Below are 19,597 nucleotides of genomic sequence, written 5' to 3'. Positions count from 1 at the left end.
ATCCACCATGACCATCGGCACCATCGCCGTGTCCGGGTCGATCGCCACCGACCACCTCATGAGATTCCCCGGCCGGTTCGCCGACCACATCCTCATCGGCAAGCTCGACCGGCTCTCGCTCAGCTTCCTCGTCGACCAGCTCGTCGTGCACCGCGGCGGCGTGGCCGCCAACATCGCCTACGGGATGGGCCTGCTCGGACGACGCCCGCTGCTGCTCGGCGCGGTCGGGGCCGACTTCGACGACTACCGCCGGCGGCTCGAGGAGAACCGCGTGATCTGCGACGAGGTGCTGGTCGTCGAGTCCGCACACACCGGCCGATTCACCTGCACGACCGATGCCGACGAGTGTCAGATCGCCTCGTTCCATCCGGGCGCGATGAGCGAGTCGAAGACCATCACCATCGCCCCGGTGCACGCCCGGCACGAGATCTCGCTGATCCTGATCGGCGCCTGCGACCCGGACGCCATGATCACCCACACCCGGCAGGCCCGTTCGCTGGGTGTCGACTTCGCCGCCGATCCCTCCCAGCAGCTGCCCCGCCTCGACGGTCAGCAGTGCCGGGAACTGATCGACGGCGCCCGCTACCTGTTCACCAACGAGTACGAGTGGCAGCTGCTCCGGGAACGGACCCGCTGGTCGGCCGAGGAGATCACCCGCCGGGTCGGGCTGCGGGTCACCACCCTCGGCCGGGCGGGCGTCGAGATCGCCGACCGGGACGGGCTCGAGCTGCGGATCCCGGCCGTCCCGGCCCGGGAGGTGCTCGATCCCACCGGGGTCGGCGACGGTTTCCGGGCCGGTTTCCTGTCCGGGATCGACGCCGGCCTCACCCCCGAGCGGGCGGCACAGCTCGGCGCGCTCGTCGCCGTGCTGGTCATCGAGACCGAGGGCGCCCAGGAATGGTCGATCTCGGAGGCCGATCTGCCCCGGCTCGCCGACGCCTACGGCGACGACGCGGTCACCGAGATCGCGCCGGTCCTGCAGTACGGCCGCACCAGCACCGTGAGCGCCGGCTGAACCGTCTCGGGGTCAGATCGGGTCCAGGATCCGGCTCAGGAACTGCCGGGTGCGGGCCCGTTCCGGCTCCACGAGCACCCGCGACGGCGGCCCGGACTCCGCGACCACGCCGCCGTCGACGAACAGCACCTGGTCGGCCACCTGCTGGGCGAACCGGATCTCGTGGGTCACGAGGACCATCGTCCGGCCGGTGGCCGCCAGGTCCTTGATCACCCGCAGTACGTCGCCGACGAGCTCGGGATCGAGCGCCGACGTGGGTTCGTCGAACAGCATCAGTTCCGGCTCCAGGGCCAGCGCCCGGGCGATTCCCACCCGTTGCTGCTGGCCGCCGGAGAGCTGGTACGGGTACTGGTCGGCCTTCTCCGCCAGGCCCACCTGCTCGAGCAGCCGCCGGGCGTCGTCGACGGCCTCCTCGCGGGGGCGCTTCTGGACGACGATCGGACCCTCGACGATGTTCTGCAGCACCGTGCGGTGCGGGAACAGGTTGTGCGCCTGGAACACCATCGCGGTCTGGGCGCGGAAGCGGGCCAGCGTCGCCCGGTCGATGGGCCCGGCGAAGTCGACGGTGACGTCGCCGATGCCGATCACTCCGGCGTCGGGACGGTCGAGGGCGTTCAGCGAGCGCAGCACCGTCGTCTTGCCCGAGCCGGACGGCCCGATCACCGCGGTGACGGTCCCGGCAGGCACCGCGAACGAGATGTCGCGCAGAACCTGGAGCGTCCCGAAGGACTTCTGCAGGCCCTGCACCCTCAGCAGGTCGCTCATCGCGCCACGTACCTCTCCAGCCGTGTCTCCACCCGGACCTGCACCGAGGACAGCAGCAGGCAGAGGACCCAGTAGTACACCGCGGCGACACCGTAGAGGGCGAAGAAGTCGAAGGTGGGCGCCGCCGCCAGCTGCGCCACCCGCAGCAGCTCGGTCACCAGGATGGTCGAGGCCAGCGACGTGTCCTTGACCAGCGAGATGAGCGTGTTCGACAGCGGGGGGACGGCGGTCCGCGCGGCCTGCGGGAGGATCACCCGCCGCAGCGTGGTGGTGTACCCCATCCCGATGGTCTGCGCGGCCTCCCACTGCCCCTTCGGGATGCTGAGGATCGCCGCCCGGATCACCTCGGCCGCGTAGCCGCCGACGTTGAGGCTGAACGCGATGATCGCCGCCGGGAACGGGTCGATCACGAGGCCGAGATCCGGCAGCGCGTAGAACACGATGAACAGCTGCACCAGCAGCGGCGTGCCGCGGATGATCGAGATGTAGACGCGGGCCGCCCAGGACAGCGGTGCGATCGAGGAGATCCGGGCCAACGCCAGCAGCAGCGCCAGTGCGAGGCCGATGACGAAGCTGATCGCCGTCAGCGGGATGGTCATGGTGACCGTGGCCTTCAGCATCGGCCACAGGTTGCGGCCGATCAGCTCCCAGGTGTCGGGATCCATCTACCGGCCGCTGACGTCCGCGCCGAAGTACTTCTCCGACAGCTGCTCCAGCGTGCCGTCGGCCTTCAGCTCGGCCAGTGCGCGGTCGACCTCGGCGATCAGCCCGCTGTCCTTGCGCGCGGCGAACGCCTGCTCGCTGGTGTCGCCGGTGGTGCCGGCGACCTTCACCCCGCGGTCGCCGGTGGTCTTCTCGTACTCGCCGACGGCGAGGGTGTCGTTGACGGTGGCGTCGACCCGGCCGTCCTTGAGCAGCCGCACGGCCTGCACGAAGCCCTCGACCGCTTCGACGTTCGCTCCGGCGCCGCGGGCGACCTCGGCCCAGTTGCTGGTCGCGGACTGCGCGGTGGTGCGGCCCTGCAGGTCGGCGAGGGTGCTGATGGCGGTGTCGTCGGCGCGGGTGACGATCACGCCCTCGGACACGGTGTACGGGGTGGAGAGGTCGTAGCGCGCCTTCCGCTCGTCGTTGATCGTGACCTGGTTGGCGACGAGGTCGATGCGCTGGGACTCCAGCGCGGCGAAGATCGAGTCCCACGGGGTCTGCACGAACTCGACCTCGCGGCCGAGCTTGCCGCCCACGGCGCGGGCGACCTCGACGTCGTAGCCGGTGAGCTCGCCGTCCGGGCCCTGGAAGCTGAACGGGCTGTAGGTGCCCTCGGTGCCGATCCGCAGTGTGTCCGAGCCGGCGCTGCAGCCGACGAGGGTGGTGAGGGCCAGTAGTGCGGCGGCCATGGCCAGGAACGTGCGGCGCACGAGGTCTCCTTCTGCGGTGGAACAGGGGGACGGGTTGCGACACCCCCGCAAGATCAGGGAACAGTAGGCCGGACGGTCCAGCACGTTCAACGTGCGAGGCCGGGCGGTCGCCGCATCAGCGCAGCGGCCGCTCCGACGCGAACTCCCAGATGATCGACGTCAGGTCGGGCCCGGCCCGGTCGGTGAAGGTCCCCGACGCCCGCGGCCCGGACCACGTGTGCCCCATGCCCTCGACCAGGTAGGAGTCGATGCTCGCCTGTCCGGGGACCCGGTGGCTGGTGCGGGTGTAGGGGTACGCGCCGGGCGGTTCGACGCGTTCGACCTCGTCGGGCGTGGTGTCGACGTCGGGCTGCCCGGTCTCGATGAGCGCGCCGAGCACCAGCCACTGGCGCACCAGGCGTTCGGCCATGAACGGCGGCACGACGTCGTCCTGGTCGCCCTGCACGACGATCAGCGGGACCTGCCGGGCGCGCGGTCCCATCGCCTCCAGTGCGAGGTACGCGGTGTCGACGGGGGTGACGGTGTCCAGGTCGTGCTCGGCCCGGTGGAAGCGGTACTCGCCGCCCGCGACCGAGGTCGCGGTCGCGATCAGGTCCGGGTAGGTGGCCGCGAGGATCACGGCGGTTCCGGCGCCGGAGGACGCGCCGGCGACGTGCACCCGGGTGGGATCGGCGCCGTACCTCTCGACGACCTGCCGGATGGCTCCGGCGATCAGCTCGGGCTCGCCCCGGTCCCGGTCCTGGTGGTCCGGGGACAGCGAGTTCCAGCAGAGGAACCCGTTGCGCAGCAACGACTGGGTCGGATAGACGACGAGGAAGCCCTCCCGGTCGGCGAGATCGTCGAACCGGGTCATCGACTTCATCGAGTTCAGCCCGTAGCCGGTCATGCCGCAGCCGTGGATCGCCACCATCACCGGCATCGACCGGTCGGGCCGCCAGGACGGCGGCACGTGCACCTGATAGGCCAGGTGGCCCTCGGCGCTGGAGTAGCTGCTGAGGTGGTCGGTCCCGGCGCCCGGATTCCGTGCCGCGGCGGTACCGGCGACGACACCCACCAGCACCAGCGCGCCCGCGAACACGGCCGCCAGCCGGCCTGCGATCCGCCGTCGACTCATACCGGCTGCCACCCCGCTCCGTTCCGGTCCGATGTGACCACTGTGTTCGCTCCTGTCCTCGTCGGGGGCCAGTACAGACCGTGCCGCGACGGCACGGTCAAGCCGGGGTCCTCCACCCGGTCCCACCGGTCCGGCGGTCCTCGACACAGGGGCTAGCGTTCCGGAACGCGTTTCGGCCACGGGAGGCACCTCCTCGGGCCGGCGGGAGGAGGCAGCACGATGTCGGAGCGGATGGCCCGGCTCTGGTTGCCCGAGTGGCGGCGCTCGGGGGTGAGCTCGGTGGTCGCCCTGCTCGGGGGAGGCACGCTGGTCGCGGTCCTGAGTGCACTGGACACGAGACTTGCGCTCGTCGATGGCTGGGTGCTGGTCCTGCTCGTCTACCTGAGCGTCTACCTGGTGCTGACGACCACGACCTTCGTGACGGCGACGCCGGCCCAGATCCACGACTGGGCGCGCCGGGAGAGCCGGGGGACGGTTCTGGAGCGCTACGTGCTGGGCACCGCTCCCGGCCCGGGTGTCTCGATCTTCATCGTGGCGACCGCGTTGGCGGTCGCGGTGCTCTGGCTGCCCGGCCACGGCGGCGGCAGCCTGCCCGATCCGGTCCGGATCGCGGTGGCGGTCGCGCTCATCGTCGTCGGGTGGGTGTGCGTGCTCGTCTCGTTCGCGGTCGCCTTCCACGCGGACGACATCGTCGAGGACCGCACCGCCCTGCGGTTCCCCGGCGACGCCGAACCGGAGTGGGCGGACTACGTCTACTTCGCGGTCTCGGTGATGACGACGTTCGGCACCACCGACGTCACCGTGCTCTCGCGCGAGATGCGCCGGACCGTCTCGGCGAACGGGGTGATCGCGTTCGTGTTCAACACGGTCACGATCGCCGCGACGGTATCGGCGCTGACCAGCTTCTGACGGTGCCCCGGGCCTCATCAGAGTTGATGAAAAGCGGAAACGCGCCGACGGCCGTACTCGACAGGACGTCTGAACAGCTCACGGAGGGCTCGTCCGGACGGTGGAGGTCGAGGACGTGGACAGGCCGGCCTGGGAGCCGATGACGCAGCAGGAACGCGACGAGTGGGCCCGGTTCCGGATGTGGCAGCGGTACCGGCACAGCGATCGGCACGCCGTCGCCGTGTCCCAGACACCGCCGGAGATGCCCGGCACGTCGAAGGCCCGGCGGATCCTGCTCGGGGTCTCGACGCTGCTCCTCGTCGTGACCGGCGCCGTCGCGCTGTCCGCCGCGGAGAGCACGATGACCGGACGGATGACCGTCGTCGGTGACGCCACCGCACCGGCGTCGGCGGAGCACGGTGGTGACCGCTGCGTCGCCCAGGGCCGGCACCACGACATCGCCGAGGGTGCGGCGGTGGTCGTCCGGAATGCCGGCGGTGTGGTCGTCGGCGTCGGAGGTCTGCAGGCCGGACGCTCCGGTTCCGGCGGCTGTGACTTCCCGTTCACCGTGGCCGGTCTGCCCTGCTCCGAGCGCTACTCGGTGCAGATCGGAACCCGGGACCGGGTGAGCGTCACCGCGGCCGAGGTCCGGAACGACGAGATCCGGCTCGGCGCGAACTGACGGGCCGGGTCAGCGGGCGGAATCCTCCGCCCGGGGTGCGTACGCGCGGAGGAACGCCTCCACCCCGAGTGCTACCGCCGCCGCGACGAGCGTGTCGTCGGCGTCGGCGGAGCCACCGGCGGTCAGCTCGGGGAGCTGTGCCTGGGTGAGCGCGATGAAGTGCTGGGCGGCGACGTCGGCGTCGTCGATGTGCAGCAGGCCGGCGTTGCCGAGCCGGGCGAGCCGGCCGGCGAGTGCCTCCCGGATGGGGCCGAACCCGGCCCGGCGGACCTCCTCGAACACTGCGGGATCGCGCCGGCTCTCGGCGAGCACCAGCCGGGACAGCGAACCGGCGCACCCGTCGCGCTGGCACCGGGTGAGCGCGACGCCGAGCTCGCCCAGCCCCGCCCGGAACCGGTCGGGATGCAGGTCCAGCGCGACGACGTGCTGGTAGGAGACCTCGTTCACCTGCCGGGCGATATCGGCCATCGTCTCCCGGAACAGCTGCTCCTTGCCGCCGAAGTAGGAGTAGACGGTCGGCTTCGACACCCCCGCGGCGCCGGCGATCGCGTCGACGCTCGCCCGTTCGTAGCCGGCCTCGCCGAAGACGGGCCCGGCGGCGTCGAGGATGGCGCGCCGCTTGTCGCGTTTGCGCACCGGCGGTACCGCCGGTGCCGCCGCGGCCTCGATGTCCGTCGTCCCCACGTACGCAGCCTAGCAACGCTCTACTTGAACGGCATTGAACTTTACTACACCGTTTAGTAGCTTGCCGAGCATGACAACTGGTTCGGTGCGGGCCGTCGACGGCCCGGGTACCCACAGGGTGCTCGTCTCGATGGCGCTCGCGGCGTTCATGGCCGTGCTCACCGGGACGACGGTCACCTCGACACTGGAGGCGCTCGGGGCCGAGCTCGGCGCTCCGATCTCCGGCGTCGTCTGGATCACCGTCGTCTACCTGGTGGCCGCGTCCGCCGCGGTCCCGCTGGTCGGGTGGCTGTCGGCGCGTTGGGGTCCGGCCCGGCTGCTGCAGGCGGCCCTGGTCGGTTTCGCCCTGAGCTCGCTGCTGTGCGGCTTCGCCTGGGACCTGAACAGTCTGGTGGTGTTCCGGGCGGTGCAGGGGCTGTCGGGTGGCCTGCTGGAGCCGGCCGCGATCGCGGTCGTCGGCCTGGTGACCCCCGCGGACGCTCTCGGCCGGGTGATGGGGCTGGTCTCGCTGGTGATCAACGTCGGGCCGGTGGCCGGTCCGCTGATCGGCGGTGCGCTGGTCGGGGCCGGCGCGTGGCCGTGGATCTTCTGGCTGAACGTCCCGCTCGCGGTGCTGGTGGGGCTCGGTGCCTGGCGGCTGGTCCCGGGGACGCGCTCGACCGGTGACCGCGCCGCGGTCGACGTCCGCGGCCTGCTCCTGCTGCCACCGGGATTCGTGCTGCTGCTGCTCGGGTTGAACCGGGCGGGCGCCGGCAGCGGTGCGCCGACCGTCGCCGTCTGTGTGCTGCTGGGGCTCGCACTGCTGGCCGGCTACGTCCGGCACGCGCTGCGCGCACCCGCCCCGCTGCTGGACGTGCGGTTGCTGCGGATCCCGTCGTTCGCGGCGGCGCTCGGTGTGATGAGCGCCGTGGGGCTGGTGATGTACACACAGCTCACCGTGCTGCCGGCCCTCGCCGTGCGGAGCATCGGTCTCGGGCCGGGATGGCAGGCGTTCCCGGTCGCGGTGCTCGGGCTGGGGCTGATGATCTCGATGACGTCGTCCGGGCGGGTCAGCGACACGACCGGCCCGCGGATCCTGGTCCGCGGCGGCGCGTCGGTCACCGCGGCGGCGGCGATCCTGATCCTGGCCGGGCACGCCCGCTGGCCGGCGGCCGCGGTACTCGCCGTGGTGTTCCTGCTCGGGCTCGGCTTCGGTGCCGTCGCCGCCCCGACCTTCGCCGGGCTGTACCGGGTCCTGCCCCGGGAGTCGATGGCGCAGGGCACCGCCGCGCTGTTCATCGTCGTCCAGCTCTTCGCCTCCGCAGGGGTGACACTCGTCGGCTTTCTGACCGCGGCCTCGGTCGATCCGGTCGGGACCGCCTACGGGGTGGTGGCGGTCGCAGCACTGCTGGTGGTCGCGGCGGCGCGGCTGCTGCCGGGGCGGCCGACGCTCACCCGATGACCCGGGATGCGTCGCGGTGCGGGGGTAGGGGTCGCCGGTCGACCGGGCCGAGCCGTCCTACCCACGGACGGGTGCTGGTCACCGCTCCGCCGCGCGCGGTCCCGTCGTCGCCGCGAGGGTGTCCACATGGGAACCACACGCGCACCGTTCGTGGCCGGGCTGTTCGCCGCCGGCCTGCTGCTCGCCGGTTGTGGCGGCGACCCGGCCCCGTCGGCGGCCGGGGAGATGGCCGCACCGCCCGCGCAGGCGGCCCCGGAGGAGGCGGCCGGATCCGCCGACCAGGCCGCCGCGGCGGCCCGCTGCACCGACGCGGTCCTCACCGCCACCGTCAACGAGCCCACCGGTGAGGGACAGCAGCGGACGGTCCTGGCCTGGCGGAACACCTCCGATCAGCCCTGCACGATGACCGGCTTCGGCGGGGTCGACCTGCGCGGACCGGACGACCCGACCTTCGGGCCGTCGTACTCGCTGCCGCGCTCGGCGGAGGAGCCGACCGCGATCACGCTGCAGCCCGGCGGCACCGGGATCACGACCATCACCACGCTGTCCGGCGGGGACTGGACGCCCACCGAGGTCGTGGTCACCGCGCCCGACGAGACGACATCGCAGACCCTGCCGTGGCGCGGTGGCCCGGTGCAGCGTCAGGACGGCGCGACCCGGCCCGGTTCCTTCATCGGCCCGGTGGAGCAGGGCTCGATCTGAGGGCCGGGCCGGGCCGGACCGGACGGGGACGGCACCGTTCAGAGCGCGAGCTGCCCGACGAGCAGCCCGGCACCGATCGCGACCATCGCCCCGCCGGAGACCCGCGACACCACGCGGGTCCAGGCGGGGCGGGCCGCCAGGAGCCGTCGCGAGCCGATCCCGACCGCGAGGTAGACGACACCGCAGCAGGCGACGTGGACCGCGCCGAGCAGCAGGATCTGCCCGCCCACCGGCCAGGCGCCGGACGGGTCGGTGAACCGGGGCAGCAGCGTGAGGAACAACAGCAGGGCCTTCGGGTTCAGCCCGCTGGTCCCGGCGCCCTTCGCGGCCTGCCGCAGCCACGCGCCGGTACCGGGCACGGCTTCGGCGCCGGTACCGGGGACCGTGCCGGCCGGGCGGGCCAGCCCGGTCAGCCCCAGCCAGATCAGGTAGGCGGCGCCGACCCCGGTGAGCACGGTCAGCGTGGCCGGGGAGCCCGCGACCAGCGCGGCGACCCCGGCGGCGACCGCCCCGGTCAGTGCCAGGTGCCCGGCGAGCAGTCCGGCCACCGCGGGCAGCACGGTCCGCTGCGCCAGGCCCGCCCCGATCACGTACGCCCAGTCCGCGCCGGGGGTGAGCACCAGCAGCAGCGACAGCCCCCAGAACGCGACGACCGCCTGCACCGCCATGTCCATCTCCTCCCCACTCGTACGTCCTGGGGGGAACGCTATGGCGGCCGGGCCGGAAGGTGTTTCCAAGATTGCGCGGTGCGGGCCTCGGCGGGGGAGAATTCTCGCTGTGGACGCCATCGACCGGAAGATTCTTGCCGAGCTGCAGCGTGACGGCCGGATCACCGTCACCGAGCTGGCCGAGCGGGTCCGGCTCAGCGTGTCGCCGTGTCACCGTCGGCTCCGTGCGTTGGAGGAGTCCGGCGCGATCGCCGGCTACCGGGCACATCTCGATCCCGGCGTGCTCGGCCTGGGCTTCGACTCGCTGGTCTTCGTCACCATGCGCGACGCCGACCGGGACACCGTCACCGCCTTCGAGGCGGCCGTCGCGGGCATCGCGAACGTCGTGCAGGCGCAGCGCCTGTTCGGCGATCCCGATTACCTGCTCCGGGTGATCACCCGGGACCTGTCCGCGTTCCAGAAGCTCTACGACGACCGGCTCGCCGCGCTGCCCGGCGTGCAGCGGCTCAGCTCGACCCTGGTGATGAAGAGCGTCGTCGAGGACCGGCCGCTGCCCGTGTGAGGCCCGCCGGGACGGATACCCGCGTGCAGGAGGTGGAGCGATGCAGCCGATACATCTGCCGCACGCCGCCGTCGTCCGTTCGGCTGCCCGGTACCTGCGCCATCTCGGGCTCGACCCGGACCCGTCCGGCCCGTCCGACGTGCAGAAAGTGGTACCCGGCGATCTGCACCGAAAAGGTGAGTAACCATACGCTGAGTAATATGCGGGCACGATGGTGTTGCCGAGTTTGATGGCGACGATTCCGGCCGTTACCTTGTTTGCAGCCGGCACGGGCTCCCCCTTTTTTGTCAGCGTGCCGGCAGGTGCCGGGACCGCGGATCCGCGTCCCGTAACTCATCAGGAGAAGAACTGTGCTGAAGAAGAAGGCCGGCCTCGTCGTCGCCGCGTCCGCCGCGGGCCTGCTCGCGCTGACCCCGCTCGCGTTCGCCGGCAACGACGGCAACGTGATCGACAAGGACGCCAAGGGTGTCGTCGCGGGCGTGAACGGCAACAACGCCCAGGTGCCGGTCCAGGCCTGCAACAACAACGTCCCGGTCAACGTGCTGGGTGTCCAGGTTCCGGTCGAGGACGCGGCCGCCGCCAACGGTCTGACCGGTGCCGCCGGCATCGCGGGCGAGGGCCAGGCGCGCTCGGGCGACTCGGCCACCGACCAGTCGGACACCTGCGCGCAGGAGGCCGGCGCCGGGGACTCGATCGACAACTGATCGTCCCTGAGATCGCCGGGGGTGCCCCGGGACCGTACGCGGCCCCGGGGCACTTTCGTGTTTCCGAGCCCCTCGCCGGACACGCTGTGTGTGCGGATCCCGGAATCGCGGGCGGTTCGCCCGATTTCCGGACAACCGTATCGTGGGAGTAACCATACGCACAGTGATATCGCCACTCGATGGGGTCAACGAAATTGTTTCCGGGGTGTCCGGTGGATAGATTGCAGCGCAGTCGGCACGGGCTCCCCCGTTTTGTCAGCGTGCCGGCAGGTAACCGGGGCCGTCTTCGCACGGGCTCGAGACTCATCAGGAGAAGAAAACTGTGCTGAAGAAGGCCGGAATCATCGTCGCGGCGTCCGCCGCCACCCTGCTCGCGGTCAGCCCGCTGGCGTTCGCCGGTGACTACGCCGCCGAGAGCTCGAAGGACGCGAAGCACCACGGCTCGCACGACGGCGGCGCGATCGACAAGAGCGCCGACGGCGGTCTGGTCGGCGCCCTGAACGGCAACAACATCAACGTGCCGATCCAGGTCTGCAACAACAACATCCCGGTGAACGTGCTCGGCGGGCAGGTCCCGGTCGAGAGCGGCGCGCTGCTCAACGGCCTGACCGGTGCCCTGGGCCTCGGCGGCGACGCGAAGACGAAGTCGGGCGACTCGGTCACCGACCAGTCCGACGCCTGCGCGCAGGAGGCCGGCGCCGGCGACTCGATCGGCTGATCGTCTCTCGTCGTGCCCCCGTCGACCGGCCGGTCGACGGGGGCACTGCCGTGTCCGGGGGCGGTGGGCAGGGGCCGGTTCAGCCCGCCGATCGGCGCCGGTCGCGCCGGGCCCGGGCGTCGCTCCAGCGCCGACGCTCCTCGTCGGTGCCGGGGACCAGCTCCGGTACCGGCACCGGGCGGCGGTCCTCGTCCATCGCGACCATCGTGAAGTAGCAGCTGATCGCGTGCCGCCGGGTGTGCTCGGTGATGTTCTCGGTGGCCACCCGGATCCCGACCTCCATCGAGCTGCGGCCGGTGTGGTTGACCGAGGCCTGGAACGTCACCAGCTCCCCGATGTAGATCGGCTCGCGGAAGCGGACCCGGTCCACCGACAGCGTCACGACGTAGGTCTGGGCCCAGCGGCTCGCGCAGCTGAACGCGACCTGATCGAGCAGCTTGAGGATCGACCCGCCGTGCACGTTGCCGGAGAAGTTGGCCATGTCCGGGGTCATCAGGACGGTCATCGCGAGCTGGTGGCGGGGTGGCTCCCCGGGCGCATTCACCCGCCGGAGGCTAGCGGTCCCGGCGGAGATGTCCCGAACGTCGCGATCTCGGCTGCCACTGCGGCCCAGGCGTCCGACTGCGGATCGACGACGCCGAAGTGCTCCACCCCGGGCAGGACCACCAGCCGGGTGCCCGGATGCCGAGCCAGGTAGGACTCCGAGATCGCGAGCGGGACGCGGTCGTCGGTGTCGCCGTGCACGATCGTCACCGGCCCTGGCGGCGTCGGTCGCAGCGCCGGGTCCAGCTCCGGATGCTCCGCCGCCGGCCCGCCCAGGTACTCGCGCACCGCGCCGTCGCCCAGATCGCGGTCGTCGGCGAGCGCGAGATCGGCGACCGGTGCCAGCGCGACGGTTCCGTGGACCAGGCCGGGCTCGGTTGCGGCCGCGTGCAGCACCAGGTGCCCGCCCGCGGAGTGGCCGACCGCGACGACCGGGCCGGAGTGCTCGTGTGCCGCGCGCAGCCCGGCCAGCACGTCGGCGACCGTCGCCGCCGGGTCGCCGGGGATCCGCCGGTACTCCAGCGAGGCCACCGGCCAGCCCGCCTCGTTGAGCGCGCCCGCCATCGGTCGCAGGTGCACCCGGTCGAACCGGGGCCGCCAGAACCCGCCGTGCACGAGCGCGACCAGCGGGCGTCCGGGCTCCCCGTCCGGCCACAGATCGAGGACCTGGTCGGGGTGCTCCCCGACGGTGACGGTGCGCGGCGGCTCGGGGGCCGACCGGGACAGGACCGGGGCGGTAGTCACGAAGGTGGTGTAGCACGATCGGCCGGGCGCCGCGCGCGCAGCGTCTTGCGCACCTCGATCCAGGACACCGCGAGCACCGGCACCAGCACCGCCGTGAGCCACTGGGCGCCGGTCAGCGGCACCAGCCGCAGCGCCGCCCGCAGCGGGGGCACCGTCATGACCATGGCCAGCGACGCCGCCGTCACCATCGTCCACAGTGGCAGGAACCGGTTCGAGAACAGCCCGGCCCGCAGCAGCGGCGTGCGTTCGGTCCGCATCACCCAGGCCAGCGCGAGGTAGCCCGACATCCAGCCCACGAAGGCGAGTGTCTGTGCGGTCGCGGTGTCCGTCCCGGTGTACGACGAGACCAGGTAGAGCCCGCCGACCGCGGCGAACAGCGAGGCGCCGCCGGCCAGCAGATCGGCCACCAGCGGCCGGTCGAGGAAGCGCTCCGACCTGCCCCGTGGCCGCCGGTCCATCGCGTCGCGCTCGCTGCGCTCGGCGGCGAAGGTCGCCGTGCCCGCGACGTCCATGTACATCTCCAGGACGACGATCTGGATCGGCGCGAACGGGATCGGCAGGCCGGCGGCGACCCCGGCCGCGGCCGTCGCCACCAGGCCCGCCTTGCAGGCCAGGTAGTACTTCACGCCCTTGCGCAGGTTGTCGTGCAGCGTGCGGCCCTCGCGCAGTGCGCGGGTGAGGGTGGAGACGTCGTCGTCGGCGAGGACCAGATCGGCGGCGTCCCGGGCGACGTCGGTGCCCGACGACCCCATCGCGACGCCGACGTCGGCGCGGGCCAGCGCCGGGGCGTCGTTCACCCCGTCCCCGGTGACCGCGACGACCTCCCCGCCGTCCTGCAGCGCGGTGACCAGCCGCAGCTTGTGGGCGGGGGTCACCCGGGCGAACAGCGTCACCCGGGTGAGGGCGGCGGCGAGGTCGTCGTCGCCGAGCAGGTCCAGCTCCGGGCCGGTGAGCAGCTCGGCACCGGGGATCCCGACCTGCGCGGCGACCGCTCGGGCGCACGCCGGATGGTCGCCGGTCACCATCAGCACCCGGATGCCGGCGCGGTGCGCCGCGTCGATCGCGCCGGCCGCTCCGGGCCGGGGTGGGTCGGACAGCGCGACGAGCCCGGTGAGCTCCAGGTCCCGCTCGGCGTCCTCGACCCGGCCGGGGAGCTCGGTGGCCGTCCGGGTCGCGACCGCGATCACCCGCAGGCCCATGGCTGCGAGCTGCTCCGCGCGGGCGAGTACCGCCGGATCCGCCACCCGGCAGCGGGCGAGCACCGACTCCGGGGCCCCGGTGGTGACGACCCGGTGGTCCGCCAGCACCACCGTCATCGATTCGCGGACCGGATCGAAGGCGAACCGGCGCACCGGTTCCGGCGCCGGTGGCAGACCGCGGTCGCGGGCCGCGACCAGGAACGCGACATCGGTCGGGTCGCCTGCCCAGCCACCGTCGGGTTCCGGGGTCGCCTCGGTGCAGGCGGCGCCGGCGGCGAGCAGCTCGTCAGTGGTGCCGGCCACCGGTTCCGCGTGGTCGACCGCCATCCGGTTCTCGGTCAGCGTGCCGGTCTTGTCGGTCGCGATGACGGTGACCGCGCCGAGGGTCTCGGCGGCGCGCAGCCTGCGGACCAGCCCGCGGCGCCGGGACAGCCGGTGCGCGCCGAGCCCCAGCACCAGGCTGATGATGATCGGGAGTTCCTCGGGGACGGTCGCGAACGCGAGCGTCAACCCGGTCAGCACCATGTCCCGCCACGGCTGCCCGCCCAGCACACCGATCAGTGGGACCAGCACGCTGAACCCGATCGCCAGCGTCGCGAGCGCCTTCGACAGGTCCCGCATGGCCTGCTGCAGCGGGGTGCGCGGTGGTCGCCCGGCGACGATCAGACCGGTGATCGCACCCAGCTCGGTCGAGGTCCCGGTGGCGACGACGACACCGCGGGCCCGCCCGGCGACGACGGTGGTACCGGCGAACGCCAGATTGGCGCGGTCGCCGAGCGGAACTGCCTCGTCGAGCACCCGCCGGGCGTCCTTGGCGGCGGCCACCGACTCGCCGGTCAGCGCGGACTCGTCGATCCGCAGGCCCCAGGTCTCGGTGAGCCGGACGTCCGCGGCGATCCGGGCGCCGGCCGCCAGTGGGAGCACGTCGCCGGGCACCAGGTCCTCGGTCGGGACCGAGCGGGTGCGGCCGGCGCGCAGCACCGGTGTGGTCGGGGCGGTCAGTGTCCCCAGTGCGGCGATCACCGACTTCGCACGGAACTCGGCGAACACCTCGACCAGCACCACCACGACGATGATCGCGACGATGGCGACGGTGTCCTCCAGGCGGCCCCAGAGGCCGTAGAGCACCGCCACCGCGACCAGCAGCACCATCATCGGCTCGGTGATCTCGTCCGCGAGCACCTGCCGGAAGGTGACCCGGCGGGGGACGACCCACCGGTTGGGTCCGTGCTCGGCGAGCCGGGCGGCGGCCTCGGTGTCGTCCAGTCCGGCCACCGGGTCGGTTCCGAGATCCTCCACGACCGAGTGTGCGGTCGCGGAGTGCGCGCTCATTCCTCGCGCGGCGGCAGGTCCGGCGCGACACCCTCGGCGCGGTAGACGGCCGCGGTGAAGGCCTCCATCGACCGGCGACAGCGGTCCAGCATGGCCTCGGCGTCCTTGAGTCGTTCGTCCGGGAAGAAGTCCCGGGCCGTGATCTTGGCCAGCCAGCCGGTGAGCCGGTCGATGTCCTGCTCGTTCTCCTCCAGTTCGGCGAAGGAGAAGTTGTCGCGCGCCGACTCCTTCTCCAGCTCGGCCAGCAGCGCGCCGGTGCGCTCGGCGAACTCGGCGAACTCCTTGGCGCGCTCGGCGCGGAACCGGGCGACGATCCCGTCGTCGTCGCGGGCGACGGTCTCCATCGCGTACGCGGAGCCGCCGTGTTCCCGGACGTAGCCGGCCAGGCCGTCGAAGAACTCCCGGTGGGTGTCGGTGGCGGGCAGCACCCACGCGCCGTTCTGCAGGCCGACGGCGCCGGCGGCCCTGGCGCGCCGCCACAGCGTCACCCGCGGACTCGACGGCGAGGCCGGCAACTGGGCGAGCAGCAGGACCCAGCCCTCGGTTGGCATGGGAGCGACGTTACGGGCGGGGTCAAGCACATGCAACAGGTGTTTCATCGCCGGTGGCAGCTCCGGGCCCGGAACGGCAGGCTGTCCCCATGTCCGCCTCCGCGTCCCGGCTCGGCCTCGGTCTGGCCGCCATCGCCCGCCCCGCCTACATCACCTCCGGCCGCGCGGAGCGGCTCGGCGCCGTCCGCGACGTCGAGACCCTGCGGACACGCACCCACGAGCTGCTCGACGCCGGCTACGCGGCGGGCGTCCGCTACCTCGACGTCGCGCGCTCCTACGGGCGCGCCGAGGAGTTCCTGGCCGGCTGGCTGGCCGCCCACCCGGAGATCGACGACGTCGAGATCGGGTCCAAGTGGGGATACCGCTACGTCGGCGGCTGGCGGATGGATGCGGAGCGCCACGAGATCAAGGACCACTCGCTGGACGCCTTCACCGAGCAGTACGCGCTGACCGGCGAGCTGCTCGGTGACCGGCTCGGGATCTACCACGTGCACTCGGCGACGCTGGACACCGGCGTGCTCGACGACACCAGGGTGCACCGCGCGCTCGCGCACCTGCGCGAGCGCGGCGTCCGGATCGGGATCTCCACCTCCGGTCCCGCGCAGGCCGACGCGGTACGCCGCGCGCTGGAGGTGCGGGTGGACGGCGAGCCGCTGTTCACCTCGTTCCAGTCCACCTGGAATCCGCTCGAGCCCTCGGCCGGGCCCGCGCTCGCCGAGGCGGCAGGCACCGGTGCCCTGGTGATCCTCAAGGAGGTGTTCGCGAACGGCAGGCTGGCTCCGGGCGGAGATCCCGCCGCCGTCGCGCTCGCCGATCGGTTCGGCGTGCCGGTGGACCAGCTGGCCGTCGCCGTGGCGCTGGCCAATCCGTGGGCGTGGCGGGTGCTGCTGGGGCCGGTGGACACCGCACAGCTCGGCAGCAATGTCGACGGTGCGCGGTGGACGGTCCCGGCCGGGGCCGCCGACGAGCTGGCCGCGCTGGCCGAGCCTGCCGAGCGGTACTGGACGGCCCGCTCGGCCCGCCCCTGGTCGTGACCGGCAGGGGGCCCCACCCGGGGTGATCGTTGCGTTGCGGACCGATACCGCGTTTCCTGCCGGGCGGACGCTCGTTTACCTTGCAGTCACCTGACGGCCGACGTCCCGACGCCTGTCCTGCGCCTCCCGTTCCCCGAACGACGCGGAGCCACCCGGACGCGGCGGCGGGCCGACTCCCCCGGCCGCGCAGAAGGAGGGGACATGACCGCCCAGCACCACCTGGCGCGCAGCGCCGACGAGGACCCGGCGACCGAGGTGATCCCGCGGTTCGACGACCGCGAGGCGGGTGCCCGGGCCCCCGCGCCCGCCGAGCCGTCCCCGGCGGCGCAGCCGCCGGTCGGGGCGCCGCACCTGGCCCTGCTGCGGCCGTCCCGGGTGGTGACCGTCGCCGGGGTGATCGCGGCGCTGCTCGCGATCGCCCACTTCGGAGCCGCCGTGTACGGGATCGGCCGCCCCGGGTTCGAGATCCCGGCACCGATCCGGCTCGGCAACGAGCTGAACATCTCCACCTGGTTCAGCTCGGCGGTGCACCTGGCGAACGCCGCGGTCCTCGCGCTGATCGCGGCGAACTCGGTGCGCCGGGAGCGCTGGCGGTGGATCCTGCTGAGCCTGGCCTGCGCGGTCGTCGCGATGGACGAGACCGCCGCGAACCACGAGCAGATCGGCTGGATCATCCACACCACGTTCGGGACCAGCGGCCTGCTGACCTACGCCTGGATCATCCCGGCATCGGTGCTGGTCCTGATCGTCGCGGTGCTCTGCCTGCCGATGCTGCTGCGTCGCCCGGGCAGCTGGATCGTGATCGCCGGTGCGGCGGTGTTCCTGTTCGGCGCGGTGGGCCTGGAAGCCGTCGGTGGTGCGGTGTTCGAGCAGACCGGCGACGTGCACGCGTTCGGCTACAACCTGCTGGCCGGCGCCGAGGAGACCTGCGAGATGGCCGGGCTGGTGATCGCGTTGGCCGGGCTGCTGCGGATCGCGGGCGGCAGCGGCCTGCGGATCGCCGGGACCTTCGTGGACGGTTCGCGCTAGCCGACGCGCGAGGTCCGCTTCGGCTCCACCAGCCGCAGCACCAGCTCGGTCCGCCCGCCCTCGGCGCCGAGCGCGGAGAGCAGCCGGGGCAGTGCGTGGTCGTCGATCAGGTCCCGCAGCGTGGCCAGGTCGGCCCCGGTCTCCGCGGTGACGTCGAGGTGCACTACCGGCCGGGTCCGGTCGCCGACGAGCACCGCGGCGGCCCGCTGGACCCCGTCGTAGGACTCGACGTCGGCGGCGAGCGCGGCGGCGGCGTGATCGGAGTGCAGCCGGGTGATCCCGGCGTCGCGGCCGGCGACCTGCGCGGCGGGCAGTGTCCAGTCCGAGGTCCGCGGCCGGCGCCGGGCCTGGGCCAGCAGCCAGCGCAGCGCCAGCAGCCCGACGACGACGGCCGCCGCCAGCGTCACCCACGGCACCCAGGCCGGCGGGTCGAGCGCGCCGGGCAGCAGCGGGGCGGACGGATCGAGCCCGGGCAGCAGCGACCGCAGCGATCCGCTGCCGAACGCCAGCCCGGCCGCGCCCGCGATCAGCAGCACGAGGCCGATCAGCAGCAGCAGGCTCCGGTTGAGGCGGGCCGGGGGGTTCGCGGCGGCCATCACGACTCCTTCGTTCCGGTGACCTTCACCCGGACCCGCGGACTGCGGGACGGGCCGATCGCGGCGAGCCGCTCGGACACCGCGTCACGGACCGCGGTGCGCAGCGCCGTCGCGTCGCCGAACGAGGCGTGCGCCGACACCGACGCCGTCCGCCGGGTGCTCGACACGTTCGCCCTGGCGATCCCGTCGACGCCGGTCGCGGCGTCGGACAGCGCCCGATCGAGGCTGCGCCGGGTGATGCCGGTGTCGGTCACGGTGGTGCCGGCCCCGTCCCGCCCGGCCAGCGGCAGCACCGTGGGGGTGCCGGGCCGCAGCGCGACCAGGAGCAGGAGCAGACCGACGAGCGCGAGCACCCCGGAGAGCGCCAGGAACGCGACGTCGGCGCCGGTCAGGCCGGCCCCGAACGCGTTCAGGTCGGCGAACGGGAGCACCGGCTGTTGGCCGATCAGCTGCTGCACGACGGCGACCGCCAGCAGCACGCAGGCCGCCAGCAGCACGAGGGCGACCAGCGAGGCGGCGACCGAGCGACGGGGACGGCGGATCATGCGAGATCCCTGCCCGTCGAGGACGCCCGCGGGAGGGTCAGCGCGGACACCGCGATGTCCACCCTGGCCACACCCAGACCGGTGAGCGACTCCACCTGCCGCACGACGTGTGCGCGGGCCCGGTCACAGGTCGCGGCGACCGGGGACGGGTAGGCGACGGAGATCCGGGCGTCGAGCCGGACCGACCGGCCGGAGACGGTGGCGGACACGCGGGGGCGCCCGCCTGCCTCGTCGCGGCCGAGCATCCGGTCGACGGTCCCGGACGTACCGCCGACACCGTCGGTCTCGGCCAGCGCGGCGATCGCGATCTTCTCGACGACCTGATCGGCGACGTCGACCCGGCCGCGCTGATCGACGGCCGGATCGGCGCCGGGTTCGAGCACCACGGTCGGGGCGTCGTGCGGGTGCGGCGGAGCCGTGGGCGACTCCGGGACGGTGGCGGTCACGACCGGCTCACCGGACCCGGTCGGAGCCGCGCCCGGTCAACCCGGAACGCTCCGAGAGCTCCGTGAGGTCGAGCCCGCCGTCCAGCCAGCGCCCGGCGAGCAGGCCGATCGCACCCAGCACGAGTGCGATGACGAACCCGCCGAATCCGCCGACGACCCCGGCGATACCGAGGAGCAGGCCGGCGAGCAGGCCGATCTGAGTGTTGTTGAGGATGGGCAT

The 19,597-nt window shown here is 72.9% G+C and carries 24 protein-coding genes; 10 read left to right on the top strand and 14 right to left on the bottom strand.

All coding sequences use genetic code 11. From position 1 onward, the window contains the following. Positions 1-7: 7 nt before the first annotated feature. Positions 8-1,015, top strand: a complete 1,008-nt coding sequence (locus Pdca_RS32165) for a carbohydrate kinase family protein (RefSeq protein WP_085913384.1) — start codon at positions 8-10, stop codon at positions 1,013-1,015. 12 nt (positions 1,016-1,027) lie between these two features. On the opposite strand, the gene Pdca_RS32160 is transcribed toward Pdca_RS32165, so the two are convergent. The 4 genes from Pdca_RS32160 to Pdca_RS32145 all read right to left on the bottom strand — a co-directional run bounded on the left by Pdca_RS32160 (position 1,028) and on the right by Pdca_RS32145 (position 4,309). Then, complete coding sequence (locus Pdca_RS32160; RefSeq protein WP_085913383.1) at positions 1,028-1,780, bottom strand: amino acid ABC transporter ATP-binding protein; 753 nt, start codon at positions 1,778-1,780, stop codon at positions 1,028-1,030. Then, entirely contained in the window at positions 1,777-2,445 is a 669-nt protein-coding gene (locus Pdca_RS32155; protein WP_085913382.1) for an amino acid ABC transporter permease, read from the bottom strand. The genes Pdca_RS32160 and Pdca_RS32155 overlap by 4 nt, the downstream gene beginning before the upstream one ends. Then, on the bottom strand, positions 2,446-3,195 hold the full coding sequence (locus Pdca_RS32150; RefSeq protein ID WP_197719866.1) for an amino acid ABC transporter substrate-binding protein: 750 nt from the start codon (positions 3,193-3,195) through the stop codon (positions 2,446-2,448). A gap of 115 nt (positions 3,196-3,310) precedes the next feature. Continuing rightward, on the bottom strand, positions 3,311-4,309 hold the full coding sequence (locus Pdca_RS32145; protein WP_085913381.1) for an extracellular catalytic domain type 1 short-chain-length polyhydroxyalkanoate depolymerase: 999 nt from the start codon (positions 4,307-4,309) through the stop codon (positions 3,311-3,313). 219 nt (positions 4,310-4,528) lie between these two features. Between Pdca_RS32145 and Pdca_RS32140 the strand changes: the two genes are divergently transcribed. Further along, the gene (locus Pdca_RS32140) at positions 4,529-5,218 is read left to right on the top strand and encodes a DUF1345 domain-containing protein (protein WP_085913380.1); all 690 of its coding nucleotides are present in this window, start codon (positions 4,529-4,531) and stop codon (positions 5,216-5,218) included. Between the two features lie 115 nt (positions 5,219-5,333). Continuing rightward, the gene (locus Pdca_RS32135; RefSeq protein WP_125911634.1) at positions 5,334-5,879 is read left to right on the top strand and encodes a hypothetical protein; all 546 of its coding nucleotides are present in this window, start codon (positions 5,334-5,336) and stop codon (positions 5,877-5,879) included. 9 nt (positions 5,880-5,888) lie between these two features. Here the strand turns inward: Pdca_RS32135 and Pdca_RS32130 are convergent, their stop codons facing one another. After that, a complete protein-coding gene (locus Pdca_RS32130; RefSeq protein WP_197719865.1) occupies positions 5,889-6,563 on the bottom strand; it encodes a TetR/AcrR family transcriptional regulator in 675 nt (224 codons plus the stop codon). A gap of 70 nt (positions 6,564-6,633) precedes the next feature. Between Pdca_RS32130 and Pdca_RS32125 the strand changes: the two genes are divergently transcribed. Together Pdca_RS32125 and Pdca_RS32120 are read left to right on the top strand one after the other, a co-directional pair. Next, positions 6,634-8,004 carry an MFS transporter gene (locus tag Pdca_RS32125; RefSeq protein WP_085913378.1) on the top strand — a complete coding sequence of 457 codons (1,371 nt, stop codon included), beginning with the start codon at positions 6,634-6,636 and terminating at the stop codon, positions 8,002-8,004. Between the two features lie 126 nt (positions 8,005-8,130). After that, positions 8,131-8,706 (top strand): DUF4232 domain-containing protein, encoded by a 576-nt coding sequence (locus Pdca_RS32120; protein ID WP_232021312.1) that lies wholly within the window; start codon positions 8,131-8,133, stop codon positions 8,704-8,706. Between the two features lie 38 nt (positions 8,707-8,744). On the opposite strand, the gene Pdca_RS32115 is transcribed toward Pdca_RS32120, so the two are convergent. Then, positions 8,745-9,374 (bottom strand): LysE family translocator, encoded by a 630-nt coding sequence (locus Pdca_RS32115; RefSeq protein ID WP_085913377.1) that lies wholly within the window; start codon positions 9,372-9,374, stop codon positions 8,745-8,747. 109 nt (positions 9,375-9,483) lie between these two features. Here Pdca_RS32115 and Pdca_RS32110 point away from each other — a divergent pair, with 109 nt between their 5' ends. The 3 genes from Pdca_RS32110 to Pdca_RS32100 all read left to right on the top strand — a co-directional run bounded on the left by Pdca_RS32110 (position 9,484) and on the right by Pdca_RS32100 (position 11,358). Continuing rightward, on the top strand, positions 9,484-9,936 hold the full coding sequence (locus Pdca_RS32110) for an Lrp/AsnC family transcriptional regulator (protein ID WP_085913376.1): 453 nt from the start codon (positions 9,484-9,486) through the stop codon (positions 9,934-9,936). A gap of 350 nt (positions 9,937-10,286) precedes the next feature. Then, on the top strand, positions 10,287-10,640 hold the full coding sequence (locus tag Pdca_RS32105; RefSeq protein WP_373865545.1) for a hypothetical protein: 354 nt from the start codon (positions 10,287-10,289) through the stop codon (positions 10,638-10,640). 322 nt (positions 10,641-10,962) lie between these two features. Next, positions 10,963-11,358 carry a hypothetical protein gene (locus Pdca_RS32100; RefSeq protein WP_085913375.1) on the top strand — a complete coding sequence of 132 codons (396 nt, stop codon included), beginning with the start codon at positions 10,963-10,965 and terminating at the stop codon, positions 11,356-11,358. Between the two features lie 79 nt (positions 11,359-11,437). On the opposite strand, the gene Pdca_RS32095 is transcribed toward Pdca_RS32100, so the two are convergent. Genes Pdca_RS32095 through Pdca_RS32080 form a run of 4 tightly spaced genes read right to left on the bottom strand, consistent with a single transcriptional unit; the run spans position 11,438 to position 15,727 of the window. After that, positions 11,438-11,902, bottom strand: a complete 465-nt coding sequence (locus Pdca_RS32095; protein ID WP_197719864.1) for an acyl-CoA thioesterase — start codon at positions 11,900-11,902, stop codon at positions 11,438-11,440. Further along, positions 11,899-12,645 (bottom strand): alpha/beta hydrolase family protein, encoded by a 747-nt coding sequence (locus tag Pdca_RS32090; protein ID WP_085913373.1) that lies wholly within the window; start codon positions 12,643-12,645, stop codon positions 11,899-11,901. Before Pdca_RS32090 ends, Pdca_RS32095 begins: the two co-directional genes overlap by 4 nt. Further along, the gene (locus tag Pdca_RS32085; RefSeq protein ID WP_085913372.1) at positions 12,642-15,176 is read right to left on the bottom strand and encodes a cation-translocating P-type ATPase; all 2,535 of its coding nucleotides are present in this window, start codon (positions 15,174-15,176) and stop codon (positions 12,642-12,644) included. Before Pdca_RS32085 ends, Pdca_RS32090 begins: the two co-directional genes overlap by 4 nt. Continuing rightward, complete coding sequence (locus Pdca_RS32080) at positions 15,173-15,727, bottom strand: Chromate resistance protein ChrB (protein ID WP_085913371.1); 555 nt, start codon at positions 15,725-15,727, stop codon at positions 15,173-15,175. Before Pdca_RS32080 ends, Pdca_RS32085 begins: the two co-directional genes overlap by 4 nt. Positions 15,728-15,816: 89 nt before the next feature. Here Pdca_RS32080 and Pdca_RS32075 point away from each other — a divergent pair, with 89 nt between their 5' ends. Both Pdca_RS32075 and Pdca_RS32070 read left to right on the top strand, forming a co-directional pair. Further along, positions 15,817-16,761: an aldo/keto reductase gene (locus tag Pdca_RS32075; protein ID WP_085913370.1), complete on the top strand. Its 945-nt coding sequence runs from the start codon at positions 15,817-15,819 to the stop codon at positions 16,759-16,761. Between the two features lie 201 nt (positions 16,762-16,962). After that, on the top strand, positions 16,963-17,790 hold the full coding sequence (locus Pdca_RS32070; protein WP_085913369.1) for a hypothetical protein: 828 nt from the start codon (positions 16,963-16,965) through the stop codon (positions 17,788-17,790). On the opposite strand, the gene Pdca_RS32065 is transcribed toward Pdca_RS32070, so the two are convergent. From Pdca_RS32065 to Pdca_RS32050, 4 genes are read right to left on the bottom strand one after another with little or no spacing between them, the layout of a single operon-like run. Next, a complete protein-coding gene (locus tag Pdca_RS32065; RefSeq protein WP_085913368.1) occupies positions 17,787-18,386 on the bottom strand; it encodes a hypothetical protein in 600 nt (199 codons plus the stop codon). The two genes, Pdca_RS32070 and Pdca_RS32065, sit on opposite strands and share 4 nt — an antisense overlap. Then, a complete protein-coding gene (locus tag Pdca_RS32060; protein WP_085913367.1) occupies positions 18,386-18,931 on the bottom strand; it encodes a DUF6286 domain-containing protein in 546 nt (181 codons plus the stop codon). The genes Pdca_RS32065 and Pdca_RS32060 overlap by 1 nt, the downstream gene beginning before the upstream one ends. Beyond that, positions 18,928-19,377, bottom strand: a complete 450-nt coding sequence (locus tag Pdca_RS32055) for an Asp23/Gls24 family envelope stress response protein (RefSeq protein WP_232021311.1) — start codon at positions 19,375-19,377, stop codon at positions 18,928-18,930. Before Pdca_RS32055 ends, Pdca_RS32060 begins: the two co-directional genes overlap by 4 nt. Positions 19,378-19,384: 7 nt before the next feature. Continuing rightward, the gene (locus Pdca_RS32050) at positions 19,385-19,597 is read right to left on the bottom strand and encodes a hypothetical protein (RefSeq protein ID WP_085913366.1); all 213 of its coding nucleotides are present in this window, start codon (positions 19,595-19,597) and stop codon (positions 19,385-19,387) included.

Origin of the sequence: Pseudonocardia autotrophica, from assembly GCF_003945385.1 — a bacterium.
GTDB classification, from domain to species: domain Bacteria; phylum Actinomycetota; class Actinomycetes; order Mycobacteriales; family Pseudonocardiaceae; genus Pseudonocardia; species Pseudonocardia autotrophica.
Note: the sequence above shows the minus strand (reverse complement) of the source record. Positions and strands in the feature narration are given on the sequence as shown.